Source organism: Fodinicola acaciae (genome assembly GCF_010993745.1).
Classification (GTDB): domain Bacteria; phylum Actinomycetota; class Actinomycetes; order Mycobacteriales; family HKI-0501; genus Fodinicola; species Fodinicola acaciae.
In genome coordinates, this window is record NZ_WOTN01000003.1 from 1,208,581 (window position 1) to 1,226,874 (window position 18,294).

Here is an 18,294-nt window from a genome sequence, read left to right on the forward strand (position 1 = left end):
CATGCGGATGCGATCCGCGCATGCGCCAGGCGACCAGTTGTTTTTACTTTTACGTTGCCTGCCAAGGATTTCTTGACACGGCTATCGATCGGCCGGCAAGAAAGAAAGGACAACCAGAGTCAACGTGCCGAGCGCGCAGACCGCGAATCCGATAATGAAAGCAATTCCGACGCCGCTTGGCGCCAGCGCCGCGAACGTGCCGGACAGAAGCATGCCGAGCATTCCGATGCCGGCAAGGCCTCCCAGCTTGAGCCGTCGATGAGCGCTTCGCTGGTCGATCACTCGCGAACCTCCCGATCCCCAGCAGTGATATTTACTCGTACGCCGGCCGAATATACGGCGCCCGTATGATTCACTTACCTGACACGCAAATCCGCCGGCCACTCAGCCGACCGACGAAATCCGCCGCGGTCAGCATGATCTGACATCAATTGATGATAGGCAAATCCGTCACTGACTGTGATGTCTGAAGATGAGCTCACACGCACGTGCAGGACATCATAACTACGTAGCGTTAGCTGAAGTGGCAGCACATGCGTCAAGATCGACTGATGCCACGCTTCAGTCCGCCGACGCCACGCTCGCGCCGTCTCGGCCGCGCGTTGAAGAAGCTGCGTACGGCGCGGGAACGCGACCTCAGCCTGGAGAAGGCGGCCGCGCTGATCGCCTCCTCGCCGGCCCGGCTCAGCCGCATCGAGTCCGGCGAGATCAAGGCCAGGCCAGGTGACGTCATGGAGATTCTGGTGGCCTACGAGCTGTCCGTGGACAGCGAGCCCGGCGCGTCGCTCATCGAGATGGCCCGCCAACTGCGAGAAACGGCCTGGTGGAGCCACCTCGACCAGCTGCCGAACAAATACGTCACGTTCATCGCGTACGAGGCCGAGGCGGCACTCCTGCGCAACTTCGAGCCACTGCTCGTTCCCGGCCTGCTCCAAACCGAGGACTACGCGCGCGCGGTCAGCAGCGTCGGGCGGGAGGCGGACGAGCCGGGGATCGATCAGCGCGTCACCACCCGGCTGCGACGACAACAGGTGTTGCACCGCCGGCCTGCGCCGCTCAAGTTCCACGCCATCGTCTCCGAGGCGGCGTTGCACTGCGAGGTCGGCGATCGAGACGTGCTGCGACAACAACTCAGGCACATCGCGAACGTGTCACGCCTGTCGAACGTCACGGTCCAGGTCCTGCCGTTCGCGGCCGGCGCCGAGCTGGCGGACCGTCACGGCTTCGCGATCCTGACCTTCGAGCGCGAGGACCCCACGCTCGGCTACACCGAGATGCTGACCGGACAACAGCTTCTGAGCGGGGCCCAGGAGGTCGCGCGGCTCGACGCGACGTACGACCATCTGCGCAAACTGGCGCTGTCACCGGCCGAGTCCGCCTCGCTGATCAGGAAGCGCGCCGACCAGATCTGAGAGACTGTTGGGGAACTGAGGTGCGCGAGAGTCGAGATCCAAACGTCGTCCTGCCGGTGCCGGACGGAAGCCCAAATAGCAGCACTATGGTGGGGTTTCGTCCGGTGCCGGCAGGCGGCGTTTGGGCTCGGCTGTCGCGTGCCTCAGTTCCCAACAGTCTCCGAGAGGGCGGGTGCCCGGGGCGGGAGTCGAACCCGCACGCCTGTCAAGGCAGTCGTGTTTAAGACGACCGTGTCTGCCGTTCCACCACCCGGGCCTCGCCGTTACGTTACGCGATCGACCGGTGCCGTGGGGTCATAACCGGTCACCTTGTGACGGCCGCCTCTCGAGTGTGCTCCGGAACACGCGGCGCCGGGGGCATCCCGGCGAGCGAGTCCGGCGTGGCGGCCACGGTGAACTCGGCACGCGGGCTGTGCAGCTGGCCGAGCGCCACCACCTCGCGTTTGAGGAACAGCGCCAGCGTCCAGTCGGCGATCACTCGGATCTTGCGGTTGAGCGTCGGCACGCGGCTCATGTGGTACGTGCGGTGCAGGAACCAGGCGACCACGCCTTTGAACTTCAGGCCGAACAGCCGCGCGGCCCCCTTGTGCAGGCCGAGGCTCGCGACCGACCCGACGTACTTGTGCTTGTACGGCCGCGGCACCGCACCGTGGATGACCAGCGCGATGTTGGAGCCGAGCCGGGTCGCCTGGCGTACCGCGTGCTGCGCGTTCGGTGCGCAGGTGGCGGCCGGGTCGGGGTCGGCGAGGTCGGGCACCGCGGCGTTGTCGCCGGCCGCCCAGGCACCCGGCACGATCGCGCCGGTGGCGTCGACGACCTGCATCTGCGCGTTGGCGGTGATCCGGCCGCGGTTGTCGAGCGGGAAGTCGGTGTGCCGCAGCACCGGGTTGGCCTTCACACCGGCGGTCCACACGATCGTGCCGGCCTCGAATGCCTCGCCGTCGGACAGCTTCACCAGGCCGTCGACGCACGAGTCGAGCCGCGTGTTGAGCCGCAGGTCCATGCCGCGGTCGATCAGCCGCTGCACGGTGTACGCACCCATTTCGTGGCCGACCTCGGGCAGGATCCGCTGCGCGGCCTCGACCAGCACCCAGCGCATGTCGCTCTGCGACAGCTCCGGGTAGTAGCGGACCGCGTCGCGCGCCATGTCCTCCAGCTCGGCCATCGCCTCGATGCCGGCGTAGCCGCCGCCGACGAAGACGAAGGTCAGCGCGCGGCGCCGCTCGTCCGGGTCGTCGGTGCTGGCGGCCGCGTCGAGCTGGCCGAGGACGTGGTTGCGCAGGTAGATCGCCTCACCGATGGTCTTGAAACCGACCGCGTTCTCTTTCAGGCCGGGGATCGGCAGCGTACGCGAGATGGAGCCGGCGGCCAGCACGATCTGGTCGTACCTGATCTCGCGCGGCTGACCGGCGGCCGGCCGCACGACGGCCGTACGACGCTCGTGGTCGACGCCGACGACCGAGCCGGTCACGACCGTGCTGTGCCGCAGCACCTTGCGCAGCGGCGCGACGACGTGCCGCGGCGAGATGTTGCCGGCCGCCGCCTCGGGCAGGAACGGCTGGTAGGTCATGTGCGGCTGCGGGTCGACGACGATGATCTCGGCTTCCCGGCGGGAGAGTTTCTTCTGCAGGCGCAAGGCGGTGTACATGCCCACGTAACCGCCACCGACGATGAGAATCCGTGACCGTCCATTTCTCATGACTCGAGCGTACGTCCAGGTCAGGCGGCCGGAGACCAATAGCGATGGCGGTCATACGTAACGGCCGACACATGTCCTGCGACACCTTCAGCCGGCGGCGATTTTGGCCGCTCGCTGGAAAACTCCGTCCATCATCGGCTCGGTGAGCCGGCCGGTGAAGGTGTTCTGCTGGCTCGGGTGGAAACAGCCCAGAACGGTGATCCCGGACACGTCGAATTCCACCCCGTGGCCGAATTTCGGCCGCGGCTTCGGTGCTTTTATCGCCAGCGCCTCCAAAGCCGGCCACAATGCGGCCCAGCCGAAGCCGCCGAGCACGACGATCACCTTGAGCGTCGGCCGGAGCAGCGCCAGCTCGCGCACCAGCCACGGCTGGCAGCTGTCGCGCTCGGCCGGCGTCGGCTTGTTTTCCGGCGGCGCACATCGTACGGCCGCGACGACCCGCGTATCGATCAGCGCGAGGCCGTCGCCGGCATCGACGGACAGGGCCTGGTTTGCCAGGCCGGTGCGGTGCATCGACGCGAACAGCCAGTCGCCGGAGCGGTCGCCGGTGAAGACCCGACCCGTACGGTTGGCGCCGTGCGCCGCGGGCGCGAGGCCGAGCACGGCGATCCGCGCGTCGGCCGGCCCGAAGCCAGGCGCCGGCCGGCCCCAGTAGGTCTCGGTGGCGAAGGACGCGCGCTTCTCGACCGCGACTTTTTCTCGCCAGGCAACCAATCGCGGGCACGCGCGGCAGCAGGCGACGGCATCGTCGAGGTCGTCGAGGCTTTCCGCCGTGCCGGCCAGCCTGCGTACGCCCGCCGGCGACTTCGCGACCGGCACGGCGCGCTCCGGCGCACTCAGATAGCGCAGCTCCACGCACCCATCTTGCCGCAACGTTGGCCAGCTGGGTCGTGAGGGAGCATGGCGGTGCATGATTTTCCAACAGAAAGCCGAAAACCGTCGATCGAGTGATTCGGATCAGCGTTCGCGGATGGTAGTATTTCGTACATGAGTACGAGCGTGGACACTGCGGTCGAGCAGGTCCGCGCGTTGGGTGACGATCAGGTGAAGGCGTTTGTGCGGCAGGCGTGCCAGGCGCATCTGCGCTCGTACGCGGAATTGGGTCGCGGCGGTGGCGGCGTTGGAAAACCGTGGCATCGCCGCCGCCGACGGGTTCCCGGTGCGGTCAGTCCCGGCCACGTACGGGAAATCATCGCGGCGATGTCGGTCGTGCCGGTGGAGTGGCCCGACCGAGACGGCATCGAAGCCTCACTGGCCACCCTGGCGCGGTCGGCTCACCCCGAGGACGTCAAAAGAGCTGGGGAAAGTGATCGCGGACCGGGTCGAGCAGGAAACCGCCGTCCAGCTGAACGCGTTCACGTCCGCCTTCGCCCGGCCCCGCGACACCACCGACACCCGCAGCACCGAACGCCGCCAAGGCGACGCCCGCCATCCGCCGAGCGTTGATCCTGCGCGACGGCGGCCGCGCCTTCCCCGGCTGCGACCGCCCACCGCACTGGTGCGACGCACGTCATGTGACGCCGTGGGAGTTCGGCGGGCAAACCACACCGCACAACATGACGCTGCTGTGCCTTGCCCACCACCAAATCCTGCACCACAACCAATGGACAATCCAGATGCTCAACGGCGTACCGTACTTCGTCCCACCCGCCTCCATCGACCCGACACAGACACCGATACGCCACACCCGCTATTCAATGCGCTGCTAAGCCGCCGTACGCGCCGCACACAGAGAACACCCGCCCGACGGCAGGTCACTTTCGTTCGCCCAGACCGAAAACGACCCGCGACGGTTCTCGATCCGACGTCACCAGCCGGCACCCCTGGCGGACTCGTACGCCAGCACAGCGGCCACCGCCGGCTCGCCGCCAGGCCCACGTCACGAACCTGAAATGGATGTCTGTTGTTGATCACGGGATTCTCACGCACACCAAAGGTGCGTGAGAATGCCGTGATCAACAACCCGGACACGCCCGGCCGTACCGGCAGCTGCCGCCGGTCGGCCGGGGCGAGCAGGGCAAGGCCCCCGTACGGGCAAGGGGGTTGACGGCGTACGGGGGCCTTGCGTCGAGGGGCTCCGGTCAGGCGACCAGAGCGGCGGTGCGGCTGGAGTCGGCGAGGTGTGCGCAGTGGTGTGAGGTGCCGATGGCGATCCACCTGGTCACCGTGCCGACGTTTTGTACGGTCCCGTTGGCGCAGCCGGCCAGCTCGGCATCACCCCAGGAATAGCGCGGGCCGGCGTACTCACTCTGCCGCGACAGCTCGTTGGCGATCTCCCGGAACTTCGTCGCTCCCCCGCCGCGGACGATCTTTCCGTTGTCGTCGCGCGGAAGTTGCCGGCTGAGATAGAGCGAGCCGTGCGCGGCCGTGTAGAACAGATACGGGTTGGTGGTGACCGGTCCGGCCAGCTGTTGGTCGGCCTGCAGCGGATGGACCACCCCGAAGTCGCCATAGCGCAGCTCACCGGACAGCGAGCTCGCGCACGCCGACCACAACTGCCGTTCGTAGCGCGGCTTGATGATGGTCTGCGACACGAACCGGCGCGCGGGCACCGAGCCGGACACCAGCGTCACCGAGCGCACCGGCAGCTCCTGGTGTACGGCGGCGACGAGGTCACACACCAGGTCGACGCGGCGCTCCTGCACGGAGTCGACATAGCCGGCGTCGACCAGCACGTCCAGGCGCTGCGGCGGGATCTCCAGCGCGGCCGACTGGCGAGCCAGCTCGGCGGCCCAGTCGTACGCCGGCCGGCGCGTCAGGCCCTCGATCCGCAGCGCGGCGCCGCGGCCGTCGCGCTTGTCGGCGCGGCGCGCGGCCTCGGCATCGGCCGTGTCCAGGTCGCGGCCGGCGGCGAACACCGGCGTCAGCGTCGGCAGCTCAGCCGTGCCGAACTTCTCCTCGACCGAGTCGCGCACCTCGTTGTCGAGGAAGTCGTATGCCCCCATCGGCTCGGCACGCAGCGGATGACCGGCCGGAATCCGCGACAGGTCCACCATCAGCGGCCGGCCGAAGCCGGCCAGCGCCGTCGCGGCGGCCACGAAAGCCGCCATCAGCCGGCTCTCCGGCACCAACCGCGGCAGCACCACCGCGACCGGCTGGATCGCCGTCGCCTCCGGCCGGCTCAGATGCGACAACGCGGTCAGCTCGCCGAGCTTGCTGTGCGCGGTCAGCACGACCCGGAAGTCGGGTAAAGCCATGGCATCTCCTCACGCCAGTCCGATCGTCTGGCTGCCATAGCCATTACCTCGATCGTACATATGTTCGAAGATCGAGGCAACGTCTCCCGCGACTTTTCCGCGTCGAGAAAATGGCCTTCTAGCTGCGCAAACGCGCGATCATGCAGCTCGCGCCACGGCCAGTCCACGGAGCAGCTCGAGGCTGCGCGCCCAGGCCGTACGAGCCGCGTCGGAGTGATAGGCGCGCGGGCAGTCGTCGTTGAAGAAGCCGGCGACGGCGTCATAGGCGTATGCGCGGCAGCTGCCGCCGGCGTCGGCGATCTGGCGCTGGATCGAGGTGTCGCCGTCCACCTGGTGCAGCACCACCGAGACACCGCGGAAGCGGCTCCAGACCAGGTCCGCCGGCCGCGGATAGAAGCTGACGACCGCGGCCGGCCGGAGCTCGGCGGCGGCCGGCAGCGTACGGTCGCCGAAGCCGAGGATGCCGAGCCGGCCGGTGCTCTCGGGCAGCTCGAGCAGCCGTCGCGCGGCGTCCGCCGGGCCGGTTTTCGGCACCAGCGCGAGGAAACCCTCGGCGGCCAGCCGGTCGGCGACGCTCATCAGGTGGCCGGTCAGGCCGTCGCCGACCACCAGCACCGCGGGGCCCGAGCCGGACTCGGGAATGGCCAGATATCCGCTGCTCATGGCAGCCCCTTTCGGCGGAGACGACCCGACGACGACATGGCCTGCCTCAGGGGTGGCGAGACAGGTCGTGGTCCGGCGACCTAATCACACGGGACAGCGCCGAGTAAAGACGCCAATACGCTAAATCACAGTTGGCCCGCCGATTTTCGAGGCCGTGGTCACACTTTCTCGATTCACCAGTCGTGCACGGTGCCGTCCGCGAGCCGGTTGAAAGGCAGATAGGCGGCCGCGTACGGATAGCTCGCGGCAGCCTTCTCGTCGAGCGTCACGCCGATGCCGGGCTCCTCACCGGGGTGCAGAAATCCGTCCCGGAACGTGAAAGTCTGCTGGAAGACCTCGTTGGTCGCGGGCGCGTGCTGCATGTACTCCTGGATGCCGAAATTGTGGATCGCCAGGTCCAGGTGCAGGGCCGCGGCCATGCCGACCGGCGAGATGTCGGTCGGACCGTGGATGCCGGACTTGATCTGGTACTGCGCGGCGAAATCCAGCAGTTTGCGCATCGCGGTGACGCCGCCGGTGTGGGTGACCGCGGATCGTACGTAGTCGATGAGCTGTTCCTGGATCAGCGTCTGATAATCCCAGACGGTGTTGAAAACCTCGCCGATCGCCAACGGTGTCGTGGTGTGATGGCGTACGAGCCGCAGCGCCGCCTGGTTTTCCGCCGGAGTGCAGTCCTCCAGCCAGAACAGGTCATAGGGCTCCAGCGCCTTGCCGAGTTTCGCCGCCTGGATCGGGGTCATCCGGTGATGGCCGTCGTGCAGCAACGGCAGCTCCGGACCGAATTCGTTGCGTACGGCCTCGAAAACCGTCGGCAGATGGCGCAGGTAGGCGCGCGTGTCCCAGTCTTCTTCCGGCGGAAATGCCTGCCGCTGCGCCGGTTCGTAGTCATAGCGCTTGCCGTCGACCGACGGCTGCGACGCCACGCCGTACACGGATTTGAGGCCTGGCACCGAAGTCTGCACGCGGATCGCGGTGTAACCCATCTCGCGGTGTGCGCGGATGGAGTCGAAAAGCTCGTCCAGCGTACGACCGCTCGCGTGGCCGTATGCCTGGATGCCGTTGCGCGACGCGCCACCGAGCAGCTGATAGAGCGGCATGCCGGCGGTTTTCGCCTTGATGTCCCACAAAGCCACGTCGACCGCGGCGATCGCGGCCATCGTGACCGGTCCGCGCCGCCAGTATGCCGAGCGGTAGAGAAACTGCCAGGTGTCTTCGATCCGTCCGGCGTCGTGGCCGAGCAACAGCGGCACGACGTGGTCGGACAAGTACGCGGCGACCGACAGCTCGCGTCCGTTGAGCGTCGCGTCGCCAAGACCGGTGACGCCGTCCTCGGTGGTCACCTTCAGCGTCACGAAGTTGCGGCCGGGACTGGTGACGATCACCTCGGCGGTGCGGATTTTCATTGCTTCACAGACCTTTCCTCCAGGTCGGCGGCGGCGTCGGCGATGGCCGCGGCCAGTGTCGCGTGGTCGTCGCGCTCGGCGGCGAGGTGGCGTACGACCGCGAGCGCGCCAGCGGCCAGGTCGTGCCGCGCCGTGGCCGCCAGCTGTGCCGCACCAGGATCGTCGGTGGTCACGTAGCCGTTTCGCAGGCGTACCAACCAAGCCGCCAGAAGCAGCGCCGACCCGAGCGGCACGCCGGTGTGTTGTCGCAGGATCGGCGCGACCCGTACGCGCAACTTCTCCGAACCGTCCAACGCGATCTTGGTCAGCTGGTGCTCGATCCGCGGATTTCCCCAGCGCAGCAACAGATCCCATTTCGCCTGCTCGATCTCGGCGTCGCCGAACGGCAGCATGACCGTGGCCTCCGACCACAGCTGCCCGACCGCCTCGCGGCACACCGGATCGCTGACCGCGTCGAAAACCGTGGCATGGCCGCGAGCGAGGCCAAGATAGGCCAGCATCGAGTGACCGGCGTTGAGCAGGAAGAGCTTGCGCATCTCGTACGGCGTGACGTCGTCGACGAAACGTGCTCCGGCGACCTCCCAATCCGGTCGGCCGCACGGAAAGTCGCCGGCCAGGACCCAGTCGGTGAACGGCTCGGCGACCACCGGCGCCTGGTCGGGCCAGCCGGTCAGCCGCTCGGCGATCGCCAGGTCGGTGGGCTCCACGGCCGGCGTGATCCGGTCGACCATGGTGGAAACAAAGGAAACATCCCGCGAGATCCAGGCGGTGAGCCCGCCGTCGACGAGATCGGCGAAGTCGAGCACCGCCCGTCGCGTCGCCTCGCCGTTGCCAGGAAGGTTGTCGCAGCTGACGATCGCGATCGGACGGCCGCCGTCGCGGTGCCGCGCGCGCAGTCCGTCGACCAGCCGAGCCACCGCCGTACGCGGTGATTCCTCAGCGATGACGGCCTTCACGTCAGCGCGTACGTCGTCGGCCTCGGTGTCCAGGCGACCGTCGGAACGTAACCGATAACCGGCCTCGGTGACGGTCAGGGTCACCAGCGCGGTCTGCGGCGCGGCCAGGAATCGCGTCCACAGCTGGCGATCCGCTCCATCCGCGGCGACCGCGATGCTCGACACGTGTTCGGCCCGGTCGCCGCCGGACTCGCGTACGAGCAAGGTAAAAGCGCCGTCCTGCGCCGCGAGTGCGCGCGCGGCATCCGGCTTTCGGCCGGTGAAACTCGCGTATCGCCAGCTGTCGCCGCCGGCCCTGTTGGCCACTTCGGTGTACCAGGCCTGGTGCGAGCGGTGGAAGACGCCGAGACCGAGATGGACCATCCGTGGAGTGGTTATGGCGAACTCCGTTCGCGAGTGAAGTCGAGCAACACCTTGCCGGCTCCGCCGACCCGGTCGCGCGCGACCGCGAAGGCCTTTTCCGCTTCGTCCACGTCGAAAACATGCGTCAGCAGCGGCGACACGTCCAGCCCGTCGGCGAGCAGCCTTACGGCGTCGGCGATCTCGGTGTCGAACCGAAACGACCCGAGATAGCTGATTTCCCGGCTGATCAGCGGCGAAAGATCGACGTTGGCGCCACCGGCCGGCAGGTTTCCGACCTGCACGAGGGTCGCGCGGCGCGGCAGCCAGCGGATGACGTTGGTCAGGCCGGCCGGCGAACCGGACGCCTCGAAGGCGACCTCCACCTCCGGCAGCTCCGCGGCTGTCGAGGCGTCGATGGTTTCGTGTGCTCCTAATGCTTTCGCGATCCGCAGCGGCGCCTCGGCTATGTCGGCGGCGTACACGCGCTCGGCGCCGGCATGCCGCGCGGCCGCCACGACCAACGCGCCGATCGGACCGGCACCGTTGACGAGTACGGACTTCCCGGTCAGGTCGCCGGCGCGGCCTACGGCATGAATGGCGACACCGAGCGGCTCGCAGACCGCCGCCGAACGCAGGTCGACCGAGGCCGGCAGCGGCCGGATCTGGTTGACCGGCACGATTTTCCGCCGTACGAAGCCGCCGTCGGTGTGCGGATCGTAAGCCGCGCTGCCGAGATAACGCATCCGCTCACAAAGATGCGCGAGTTTTCCGCGGCAATAACGGCATTCTCCGCAGGACGTGCCAGGATGGACGGTGACCGGCTCACCGGTCGCGGCGATCCGGCCGGCAAGCTCGTGGCCGAGGATCATCGGATGCCGCAGCACGCTCGTGCCGGCCGCGCCATGTGCGACATAATGCAGGTCAGAGCCGCAAATTCCGCCGTAGTCGACCTCGACGACGACCGACTCCGGCGGGCACCGGCCGGGCTCGTCGACGGTGTCCACGCGCAGGTCACTGACGCCGTGGACGACGACCGCCTTCATCGCACTCCTTCCGTTGCGGCCATCGAACACTGCCATGGCAGTCATGTCAACGGTGTCTTCCGCCAGCCGGATCGCTCGCGCATAATGGCCGGCGTGACCAGGGCTGGGGCGAGCGGACCGCGGGCGTCGGCGCGCGACGTTGCGTACCAGGCGATCCGCAACTCGATCATCACCGGCGTCGACGAGCCCGGCGCCCTGCTGTCGGAAAACGAGCGCGCACTGTCGCTCGGGCTGAGCCGTACGCCGGTGCGCGAGGCGCTGCTGCTGCTGGCGCACGAAGGCCTGGTCGAGGTGCGGCCACAGAGCGGCACCTACGTGAGCGCGATCGACCCGTCGCTGGTGCGCCAGGCGCAGTTCATCCGCGAGGCGGTCGAGACCGCGTCGCTGGCCCAGTGCGCGGCGAATTTCACCGCGGAGCACGAAAAAGAGCTGCGCCGGATCCTCGACGCGCAGGACCGCTGCACTGGCAACCGCGAGGACTTCTATCCGCTCGACGAGGAGTTTCACCGTACGCTGCTGGACATCGCCGGCCACGGCACCGCCTGGCTCACCGTGTCCGGCGCGAAGGCGCACCTGGACCGCGTACGGTACATCGGCCTGCAGGGTCACCGGCCGATCCACGAGTTCGCTGCCGACCACCGCCGGGTCTTCGAGATGCTGGTGGCCGGCGAGCTCGCGCAGGCACAGCGTGAGCTGCGCACGCACCTGCGCTATGTGCTGGCCGACCTGGAGGCCATCCAGCTGGAGCTGCCGGAGCATTTCTTCACCGGCGAGGCACCGAGCGCACGCCGGGTCGCGCGGCCACCTCGGCGGAACAAGACCACGTCACGTGGTTGACATCACTGCCATGGCAGTGCTGGAATGCTCCGCGTCTTGGATGGCAGTTGTGCGGAGGCCCTTAGATGGCTATGTCACAAGCCGAGTTGCGTACGCTTTCCGACCAGGCGGCGCAGCGGGTGATGAACCAACCCGGCACGGTCAGCGGAAGCCGCGCCGGCTGGATGATGATCTCCACGATCCTCATCGAGGCGTGGGATCTCTACTCGATCTCCTTCCTGCTGATCTTCATCAAGAAGGACTTCGGCAGCGACCCGCTGCTGATCGGCCTCGCCTCCGGCGCGGTGCAGCTCGGCGCGCTGCTCGGCTGCCTGGCTGGTGGCTGGATCGCCGACAAGTTCGGCCGTAAGAAGGTCTTCATCACCACGATGATCCTGTTTGTGGTGCTGGCGCTGGCGCAGGGCTTCGTCACCAACATGTGGGAACTGATCATCATCCGGTTCCTGCTCGGTTTCCCGCTCGGCAGCGACATTTCCTCCGGTTACGCGTACATCATGGAGGCGATGCCGCGCGGCAAGCGCGAGGTGATGGGCAACCGCTGGCAGGGCATGTTTGGCATCGGCGAGGTCATCGCGATCGCCATTATCACCCTGCTTTTTCTCACCGGAATGGACCACGAGCTGCTCTGGCGGGTCGGCCTGGCGCTCGGCGCCGTACCGGCACTGGCCCTGCTGATCGGCCGGCTGAACATCTCCGACACCGCGCTTTCGCTTATCCAGCGCGGAAAGTTCCGAAAAGCCAAACAGGTGTCGGAGCAGATGTTCGGCGACTCGCTGGACATGCTGCCGGACCAGGACTTCCACCTCGAGCGGCCGCGTACGCGTGACTTCCTGAAGAGCATCTGGTCGGACGAGACGCGGCGGAAGGCCAGCATTTTCGCCTGGATCTCCAATGCCTGCCAGGGTGCCGAGTTTGGCGCGTTTGGCTTCTATCTGCCGACGATCCTGGTGGTGGTCGGCATTTCGAAGAACGACGTGGTCGCGACGAACGTGTTCACGCTCGGGATCTATTGCATCGCCGCGGTCTCCGGCTTCGTCGGGCCGGCGATCACCCCGAAGATCGGCCACCGCGGCATTTCGCAGTGGGGATACGGAATCGCCTTCGTTTCGTTGCTGCTGGCCGCGGTCGCGCTCTGGCTTGACCTCGGGATCCTGCTGCTGGTCGCCGCCGCGCTGATGATGTGGGGCCATTACTGGGACGCGTCCAACGGCATGACGATCACCTCGATGGTCGCACCGACCCGTTACAAGGGTACCGCGTCGGGTTTCGGCTATCTGTTCGTGAAGTTCGCCGCCTTCGTGACGCTGCTGCTGTTTCCGATCCTGCTGGCCGCGACCGGCCCGGCGCTGGCCACCGCGATCGTCTCGGTCATCTCGCTGGCCGGTTTCCTCGCGGCGCGTTTCATCCTGCCGGAGGTCTACGGCTATGTGGAGACCGAAAGCGGCGGCCTGACCGCCGAGACCCGTACGGGCCAGGCCACCGCCTAGTACTACAGGTTTCGCATGGCCACCATGCGTGCGCTGGACGCACGCATGGTGGCCATGCGCGCATTTACGCCAGTGCGTACGCGATGCCGTCGAGGATGTCGTGCTCGCTGGCGACCACCGACGCCGCCCCGACCTCGGCCATGAGTACGCGCAGGACGGTCGCGCCGCCGCCGATGACGTCGACGCGGCCGGGATGCATGACCGGCAGCGCGGCGCGTTCGGCGCGGGTGGCGGCCAGCAGCATCGACGTGACCTCGGCGACCTGCTCGTAGGTCGCCGTCGCGTGGTGGATCCGCGTCGCGTCGTAGGCCGGCAGGCCGAGCGCGATGGCGACGACCGTGGACACGGTGCCGGCGAGACCGACGAGCGTACGCGCCTGCGCCACCGGCACGGTCTGTCGTGCCTCGGCGATGGCGGCCACCACGTCGGCCTCGGCGGCGGCGATCTGCGCGGCGGTCGGCGGGTCGTCGTGCAGGTGGCGCTCGGTCAGCCGTACGCAGCCCACGTTGACCGACTTCGCGGCGGTGACGGTGTCGACGCCGAGCACCAGCTCGGTCGAGCCGCCACCGATGTCGGCGATCAGATACGGCGGCTGGCCGATGTTGGGCGGCAGGTCGCGTACGGCGCCGGCGAAGGACAGCCGGGCCTCCTGGTCGCCGGTGATGACCTCCGGGTCGACGCCGAGCACCGACCGCACCATCGCGGCGAAATCGTCGGCGTTGCCGGCGTCCCGGCTCGCCGAGGTGGCCACCATCCGGATCCGTTCGGCGCCTAGCCGGGAGATTTCCTCGGCATAGTCGCGCAAAGCCGTCTCGGTGCGGGCGATCGCGGCCGGCGCGAGCATCCCCGTACGGTCGACGCCTTCGCCGAGCCGGACGATCCGCATCTGCCGGGTCACGTCCGACAGCAACGCCCCGTTGAGGCCGACGTTTTCCACGTCCGCGACCAAAAGCCGGATCGAGTTGGTGCCGCAGTCGATCGCCGCCACGCGGGTCATCGGGTTTCCTCCGCACTGTCCACAGTGGACGTTTCAGGCACAGTCCGGGCCGGGCCACCGGTCGGCGATCGCCTCGATCGCCTCGTCGCCGAACGGGTTGACGCCGGGACCGGCGGCCAGCGCGTGCGCCACGAGTACGTGCAGGCACTTCACCCGCTTTGGCATGCCACCGGCGGAAATCCCGTGGATCTCCGGTACGTCGCCGAGCTCGTAGCGGCGCGCCAGATAGCTCTCGTGCGCTCGCCGGTAAGCCGCCGCCAGCTCGTCGTCGACGGCCAGCCGGTCGGTCATCTCCCGCATGATGCCGGATGACTCGAGCGTGCTCACCGCGGTCACCGCGTGCGGACAGGTCAGGTAGTAGAGCGTCGGAAACGGCGTGCCGTCGGACAGCCGCGGGCTGGTCTCGACCACGCCCGGATGTCCGGCGGGACAACGAAAAACCACCGCACGCGCGCCGCGCGGCGGGCGGCCGAGCTGGTCGCCGACCACCGCCAGGTCGGCCGCGCTGATCGGCGCGGTCACTTGGCGTGGTCCGCGCCGGCGATGCTGCCGGCGAGTTTTCCGTACCAGGGACCGGATCCGCTCGTGCCGCCAGCGCCACCGGCCGACTGGCCGGCCGGCGCGGCGCCGCCGACCACCACGAACGTCGTGTCGCCCGGCGTCACATACTGCAGCCGCTCACGCGCCTGCGCACGCACGTACGCCGGGTCGTTCCACCGGTCTTTTTCCTGCTGCAACTGGTTGATCCGCTTCTGTTGCGCGGCCTGCGACTGTTCCAGTTGGGCGATCTGGCTGCGCTGGGACAGATATTTCTGCACCGGATAGGCGAGCGTCAGCACCAGCAGGCACACCACGACCGCGAGGATCGCCGACCGGCCGGTGAGCCGGCCGCCGCGCCGCGGCAGCTCGCCGGCCGAGCTGGGGCTGGTCCGCCGCTGCCGCGCCGGCCGGGCCATGGACGGCACCCGGCCGGTGGTGCGCTGCTGCTCGTCGGCGCGACCGCGTCCGGACCGCGGGCCGGGCGGCTGCTGGCTGCCTGGCGTACGGCGGCTGGTGCCGGTGGTCCGGCGGCCCGGGCGCGGCTGCGTCATGCCTGCTCCTATGCCTTGGCTTCCGGCTCGTAGCGCGGAAACGCGGAGAACCCGGCGTACGCGGCGGCGTCGTCGAGCTCCTCCTCGATCCGCAGGAGCTGGTTGTATTTGGCCGTACGGTCCGACCGGGCCGGCGCGCCGGACTTGATCTGGCCGGCGTTCACCGCGACCGCGAGGTCGGCGATGGTGGTGTCCTCGGTCTCGCCCGAGCGGTGGCTCATCATGGTGGCGAAACCGCTGCGCTGCGCGAGCGAGACCGCGTCGAAGGTCTCGGTCAGCGTGCCGATCTGGTTGACCTTGACCAGCAGCGCGTTGGCCGCGCCGGAGTTGATGCCCTTGGCGATCCGCTCCGGGTTGGTGACGAACAGGTCGTCGCCGACGATCTGGATGTTGTCGCCGAGCCGGTCGGTCAGCGAGACCCAGCCGGTCCAGTCCTCCTCGGACAGCGGGTCCTCGATGGAGACGATCGGATAGGCCGCCACCAGGTCGGCGTAGTACGCGGTCATCTCCTCGGCGGTGTGCGGCTTGCCGTCCAGCGTGTAGACGCCATCGGTGTACAGCTCGGTGGCGGCGACGTCCAGCGCCAGCACGATGTCCTGACCGAGCTGGAAGCCGGCCTTGCGTACCGCCTCGGCGATCAGGTCGAGCGCGTCGCGGTTGCTGTCCAGGTTGGGCGCGAAGCCACCCTCGTCGCCGAGGCCGGTGGACAGGCCGCGGGACTTCAGCACCGACTTGAGCGCGTGGTAGGTCTCGGCACCCCAGCGCAGCGCCTCGGCGAAGGTCCCCGCGCCGGCCGGCGCGATCATGAACTCCTGGATGTCGACGTTGGAGTCGGCGTGTGCGCCGCCGTTGAGGATGTTGAGCATCGGCACCGGCAGCAGGTGTGCGTTGGGGCCGCCGAGGTAGCGGAACAGCGGCAGGCCGGCCGAGTCGGCGGCCGCGCGCGCCACCGCGAGCGAGACGCCGAGGATGGCGTTGGCGCCGAGGTTGGACTTGTTGTCGGTGCCGTCCAGGTCGATCAGCTCGTAGTCGATCAGCCGCTGCTCGGAGGCCTCGTAGCCGACCAGCTCACCCTCGATGGTGTCCACGACGGCGCGTACGGCCTTGTCGACGCCTTTGCCGCCGTAACGGTCCTCACCGTCGCGCAGCTCGACCGCCTCGAACGCGCCGGTCGAGGCGCCGGACGGCACGGCGGCACGGCCGACGGTGTCGTCGTCGAGCACCACCTCGACCTCGACGGTGGGGTTGCCGCGCGAGTCCAGGATCTCACGCGCGGTGATGCCGGAAATGGTCGCCACTGAAGGTCGCTCCCCTGTTGGAAGTCTCGTCGTCTGGGTCTGTTGTCGCCTCGGCAGGTGGCAACAGGCCCTAGGCGAGACTAACGAATCGGGATCGGTTCACCTGGATGGCCCGGGGCTGTGTCGGACACACCCGTTCCAAGATCAACTTCTATGTTTGCAAACATTCCCCACGAACCCACCCCCCACCCTAGCGGGGGTCTTTTTTGTGACTCATACTGGCTGACATGGGACGGAAGACGGACGTTAACGCAGGTCAGGACCCCGAGCAACCGCCGGTTCTCGACTCCTACGGCCGGTTGAGCAAGGTCCCGGAGACTGGGGAGCTGGAGAAGGTCGAGACGCAATGGGCGGACAACCGCAAGGTGATCGAACGTCTAGGCGGCGTGCTCGGTGAGGAACTGTCCGACGGAATGTCGGCTTGGCGGAAAGGCGCGAAGCGGCCAGGATGGGAGCGGCTGCTCGAGCGGGTGAAGTCCGGCGAGTCGCAGGGAATCGTCGTCTGGCATACAGACCGGTTGTTCCGCCAGCCGCGCGACCTTGAAGCGCTGATTGACTTGGCGGACAAGGGGTTCACCGTCGCATCCGCGCATGGCGCGCGGGACCTGTCCGACCCGGATGACCGGTTCATCCTGCGTATCGAGGTGGCGCACGCTGCGCGGTCCAGCGATGACACGTCGCGGCGGATTAAGCGGCGGTTTGCGACCTTTCGCGAGCAGGGCCGGCCGTCGACAGGCGGCGCGCGACCGTTCGGCTTTCCAGGGCTGGAACCATTGCCGCGCGGCGCGGACGGCAAGCCCATACCGCTGGAAGAGGGCGAAGAACGCCAGCAGGTGCCTGACCACATAGTGGAAGCTGAGCGGGAAGCGATTCGGGAGAACGCCAAGCAGTTGATCGCAGGTGTATCGCTGGGCGCGCGAACCAGGGCGTGGAATGAGGCGGGTATCCGTACGGTCGCCGGCCGGGAGTGGACGCCGGAGATGATGCGGAAAACGATGATGCGTCCGGCCCTGGGCGGACACATCGTGTACGAGGGCAAGGTGGTCGGCAAGATCCCCGGCAAGCCGATCCTGGACAAGCGCACCTACGACCGGCTGCAAGCGTTGTTTGCCGGCCGGAAACGCGGCCGTGTGGCGGGCGAGGTTGGGCAGCGGTACGTAGGCAGCGGAATTCTCCGCTGCGGCAACGACGGGTGCGGAATCAAGTTGACCGGTCACGCGAAAGGTCCGGGCGTCTACGAGGACGGTTCGCCGCGCTCAGCGTACTGCTGCTACACGGATCGGCGGGGATGCGGCAAGGTCCAGATCGACCGGTACAAGACAGACAAGGAGCTGCGTCTCTTCACCATCGCGCGCCTGTCTGATCCTCGGCATGCGTCCACGTTGACAGCTGTACGGTCGCGGGTGTCCGAGCGGCTGGCGTGGCTCAACGCAGAAATCAAGACGATTAGCGATCTCCAGAAGGGACTAGCCGCGAAGCTGGGGCGTCGGCAGATCACCGAGGAAGCGTTTGACGAAGGCAATCGACCCCTCGCCGAAGACCTAGCGAAGTACACGGAGGAGCGCGACGGGTTAGACGCCAAGACGCCAATCGGAACCGCTGGCGTCGCCGATCCCGATCAGTTGGCGGCTGAGTGGGATAACGCGGACGTGAGCCATCGCCGCGCGATGCTCCTACAGGCGATCGGCCGCGACCGGTTAGTGGTCAGGCCGCGACAGGCTAAGGGTCGGCCCCGGTTCGACCGTGATCGTATACGACTGCTTGAGAGCAAATGACCTTTCAAGCAGCGCTGGACCGTAGACCGACGCAACACAGGTCCGGCGTCCGTGCGGAGTACGACGTCAGCAGTTCGCTGGCACGCGGTATCGA

General features: G+C 67.8%; 19 protein-coding genes and 1 tRNA gene. 5 read left to right on the plus strand and 15 right to left on the minus strand.

The window, feature by feature from the left end; translation table 11 throughout:
* Nucleotides 1-81 precede the first annotated feature (81 nt).
* The gene (locus GNX95_RS31895; RefSeq protein ID WP_163511376.1) at nucleotides 82-282 is read right to left on the minus strand and encodes a hypothetical protein; all 201 of its coding nucleotides are present in this window, start codon (nucleotides 280-282) and stop codon (nucleotides 82-84) included.
* Nucleotides 283-551: 269 nt separating this feature from the next.
* On the opposite strand from GNX95_RS31895, the gene GNX95_RS31900 reads away from it, so the two are divergent.
* Nucleotides 552-1,412 carry a helix-turn-helix domain-containing protein gene (locus tag GNX95_RS31900; protein WP_163511377.1) on the plus strand — a complete coding sequence of 287 codons (861 nt, stop codon included), beginning with the start codon at nucleotides 552-554 and terminating at the stop codon, nucleotides 1,410-1,412.
* A gap of 173 nt (nucleotides 1,413-1,585) precedes the next feature.
* Here GNX95_RS31900 and GNX95_RS31905 read toward each other — a convergent pair.
* The 5 genes from GNX95_RS31905 to GNX95_RS31925 all read right to left on the minus strand — a co-directional run bounded on the left by GNX95_RS31905 (nucleotide 1,586) and on the right by GNX95_RS31925 (nucleotide 4,543).
* Nucleotides 1,586-1,668: transfer RNA gene (locus GNX95_RS31905), tRNA-Leu, on the minus strand.
* 48 nt (nucleotides 1,669-1,716) lie between these two features.
* Entirely contained in the window at nucleotides 1,717-3,111 is a 1,395-nt protein-coding gene (locus GNX95_RS31910) for an NAD(P)/FAD-dependent oxidoreductase (protein ID WP_163511378.1), read from the minus strand.
* An 87-nt stretch (nucleotides 3,112-3,198) separates the two neighbouring features.
* Nucleotides 3,199-3,966: a uracil-DNA glycosylase gene (locus tag GNX95_RS31915; protein WP_281356978.1), complete on the minus strand. Its 768-nt coding sequence runs from the start codon at nucleotides 3,964-3,966 to the stop codon at nucleotides 3,199-3,201.
* Between the two features lie 102 nt (nucleotides 3,967-4,068).
* Complete coding sequence (locus GNX95_RS31920) at nucleotides 4,069-4,290, minus strand: hypothetical protein (protein WP_163511380.1); 222 nt, start codon at nucleotides 4,288-4,290, stop codon at nucleotides 4,069-4,071.
* Between the two features lie 109 nt (nucleotides 4,291-4,399).
* Nucleotides 4,400-4,543: a hypothetical protein gene (locus GNX95_RS31925; protein WP_163511381.1), complete on the minus strand. Its 144-nt coding sequence runs from the start codon at nucleotides 4,541-4,543 to the stop codon at nucleotides 4,400-4,402.
* 10 nt (nucleotides 4,544-4,553) lie between these two features.
* On the opposite strand from GNX95_RS31925, the gene GNX95_RS31930 reads away from it, so the two are divergent.
* Nucleotides 4,554-4,820, plus strand: a complete 267-nt coding sequence (locus tag GNX95_RS31930) for an HNH endonuclease signature motif containing protein (RefSeq protein WP_163511382.1) — start codon at nucleotides 4,554-4,556, stop codon at nucleotides 4,818-4,820.
* Between the two features lie 372 nt (nucleotides 4,821-5,192).
* Here the strand turns inward: GNX95_RS31930 and GNX95_RS31935 are convergent, their stop codons facing one another.
* From GNX95_RS31935 to GNX95_RS31955, 5 genes are all read right to left on the minus strand, one after another.
* Nucleotides 5,193-6,308 carry a beta family protein gene (locus tag GNX95_RS31935; protein WP_163511383.1) on the minus strand — a complete coding sequence of 372 codons (1,116 nt, stop codon included), beginning with the start codon at nucleotides 6,306-6,308 and terminating at the stop codon, nucleotides 5,193-5,195.
* Nucleotides 6,309-6,446: 138 nt separating this feature from the next.
* Nucleotides 6,447-6,971, minus strand: coding sequence for a dienelactone hydrolase family protein (locus GNX95_RS31940; protein WP_163511384.1), 525 nt, complete (start codon nucleotides 6,969-6,971; stop codon nucleotides 6,447-6,449).
* Nucleotides 6,972-7,144: 173 nt separating this feature from the next.
* The gene (manD, locus tag GNX95_RS31945; protein ID WP_163511385.1) at nucleotides 7,145-8,374 is read right to left on the minus strand and encodes a D-mannonate dehydratase ManD; all 1,230 of its coding nucleotides are present in this window, start codon (nucleotides 8,372-8,374) and stop codon (nucleotides 7,145-7,147) included.
* Nucleotides 8,371-9,693 (minus strand): mannitol dehydrogenase family protein, encoded by a 1,323-nt coding sequence (locus GNX95_RS31950; protein WP_163511386.1) that lies wholly within the window; start codon nucleotides 9,691-9,693, stop codon nucleotides 8,371-8,373. Before GNX95_RS31950 ends, manD begins: the two co-directional genes overlap by 4 nt.
* A gap of 11 nt (nucleotides 9,694-9,704) precedes the next feature.
* Nucleotides 9,705-10,751 carry an L-idonate 5-dehydrogenase gene (locus tag GNX95_RS31955; protein ID WP_246281829.1) on the minus strand — a complete coding sequence of 349 codons (1,047 nt, stop codon included), beginning with the start codon at nucleotides 10,749-10,751 and terminating at the stop codon, nucleotides 9,705-9,707.
* Between the two features lie 57 nt (nucleotides 10,752-10,808).
* Here GNX95_RS31955 and GNX95_RS31960 point away from each other — a divergent pair, with 57 nt between their 5' ends.
* Nucleotides 10,809-11,552, plus strand: a complete 744-nt coding sequence (locus GNX95_RS31960) for a GntR family transcriptional regulator (RefSeq protein WP_163511387.1) — start codon at nucleotides 10,809-10,811, stop codon at nucleotides 11,550-11,552.
* A 65-nt stretch (nucleotides 11,553-11,617) separates the two neighbouring features.
* A complete protein-coding gene (locus GNX95_RS31965) occupies nucleotides 11,618-13,039 on the plus strand; it encodes an MFS transporter (protein ID WP_222854079.1) in 1,422 nt (473 codons plus the stop codon).
* Between the two features lie 64 nt (nucleotides 13,040-13,103).
* Here the strand turns inward: GNX95_RS31965 and GNX95_RS31970 are convergent, their stop codons facing one another.
* The 4 genes from GNX95_RS31970 to eno are packed head-to-tail and all read right to left on the minus strand — an operon-like array spanning nucleotide 13,104 to nucleotide 16,425.
* Nucleotides 13,104-14,036, minus strand: a complete 933-nt coding sequence (locus tag GNX95_RS31970) for a Ppx/GppA phosphatase family protein (protein WP_187369730.1) — start codon at nucleotides 14,034-14,036, stop codon at nucleotides 13,104-13,106.
* Nucleotides 14,037-14,069: 33 nt separating this feature from the next.
* Nucleotides 14,070-14,558 carry a DUF501 domain-containing protein gene (locus GNX95_RS31975; protein WP_222854080.1) on the minus strand — a complete coding sequence of 163 codons (489 nt, stop codon included), beginning with the start codon at nucleotides 14,556-14,558 and terminating at the stop codon, nucleotides 14,070-14,072.
* The gene (locus tag GNX95_RS31980; RefSeq protein WP_163511388.1) at nucleotides 14,555-15,127 is read right to left on the minus strand and encodes an FtsB family cell division protein; all 573 of its coding nucleotides are present in this window, start codon (nucleotides 15,125-15,127) and stop codon (nucleotides 14,555-14,557) included. Before GNX95_RS31980 ends, GNX95_RS31975 begins: the two co-directional genes overlap by 4 nt.
* A gap of 8 nt (nucleotides 15,128-15,135) precedes the next feature.
* Nucleotides 15,136-16,425: a phosphopyruvate hydratase gene (gene eno / locus GNX95_RS31985; RefSeq protein WP_163511389.1), complete on the minus strand. Its 1,290-nt coding sequence runs from the start codon at nucleotides 16,423-16,425 to the stop codon at nucleotides 15,136-15,138.
* A 227-nt stretch (nucleotides 16,426-16,652) separates the two neighbouring features.
* On the opposite strand from eno, the gene GNX95_RS31990 reads away from it, so the two are divergent.
* On the plus strand, nucleotides 16,653-18,200 hold the full coding sequence (locus tag GNX95_RS31990) for a recombinase family protein (protein ID WP_163511390.1): 1,548 nt from the start codon (nucleotides 16,653-16,655) through the stop codon (nucleotides 18,198-18,200).
* The last annotated feature ends 94 nt before the right edge of the window (nucleotides 18,201-18,294 follow it).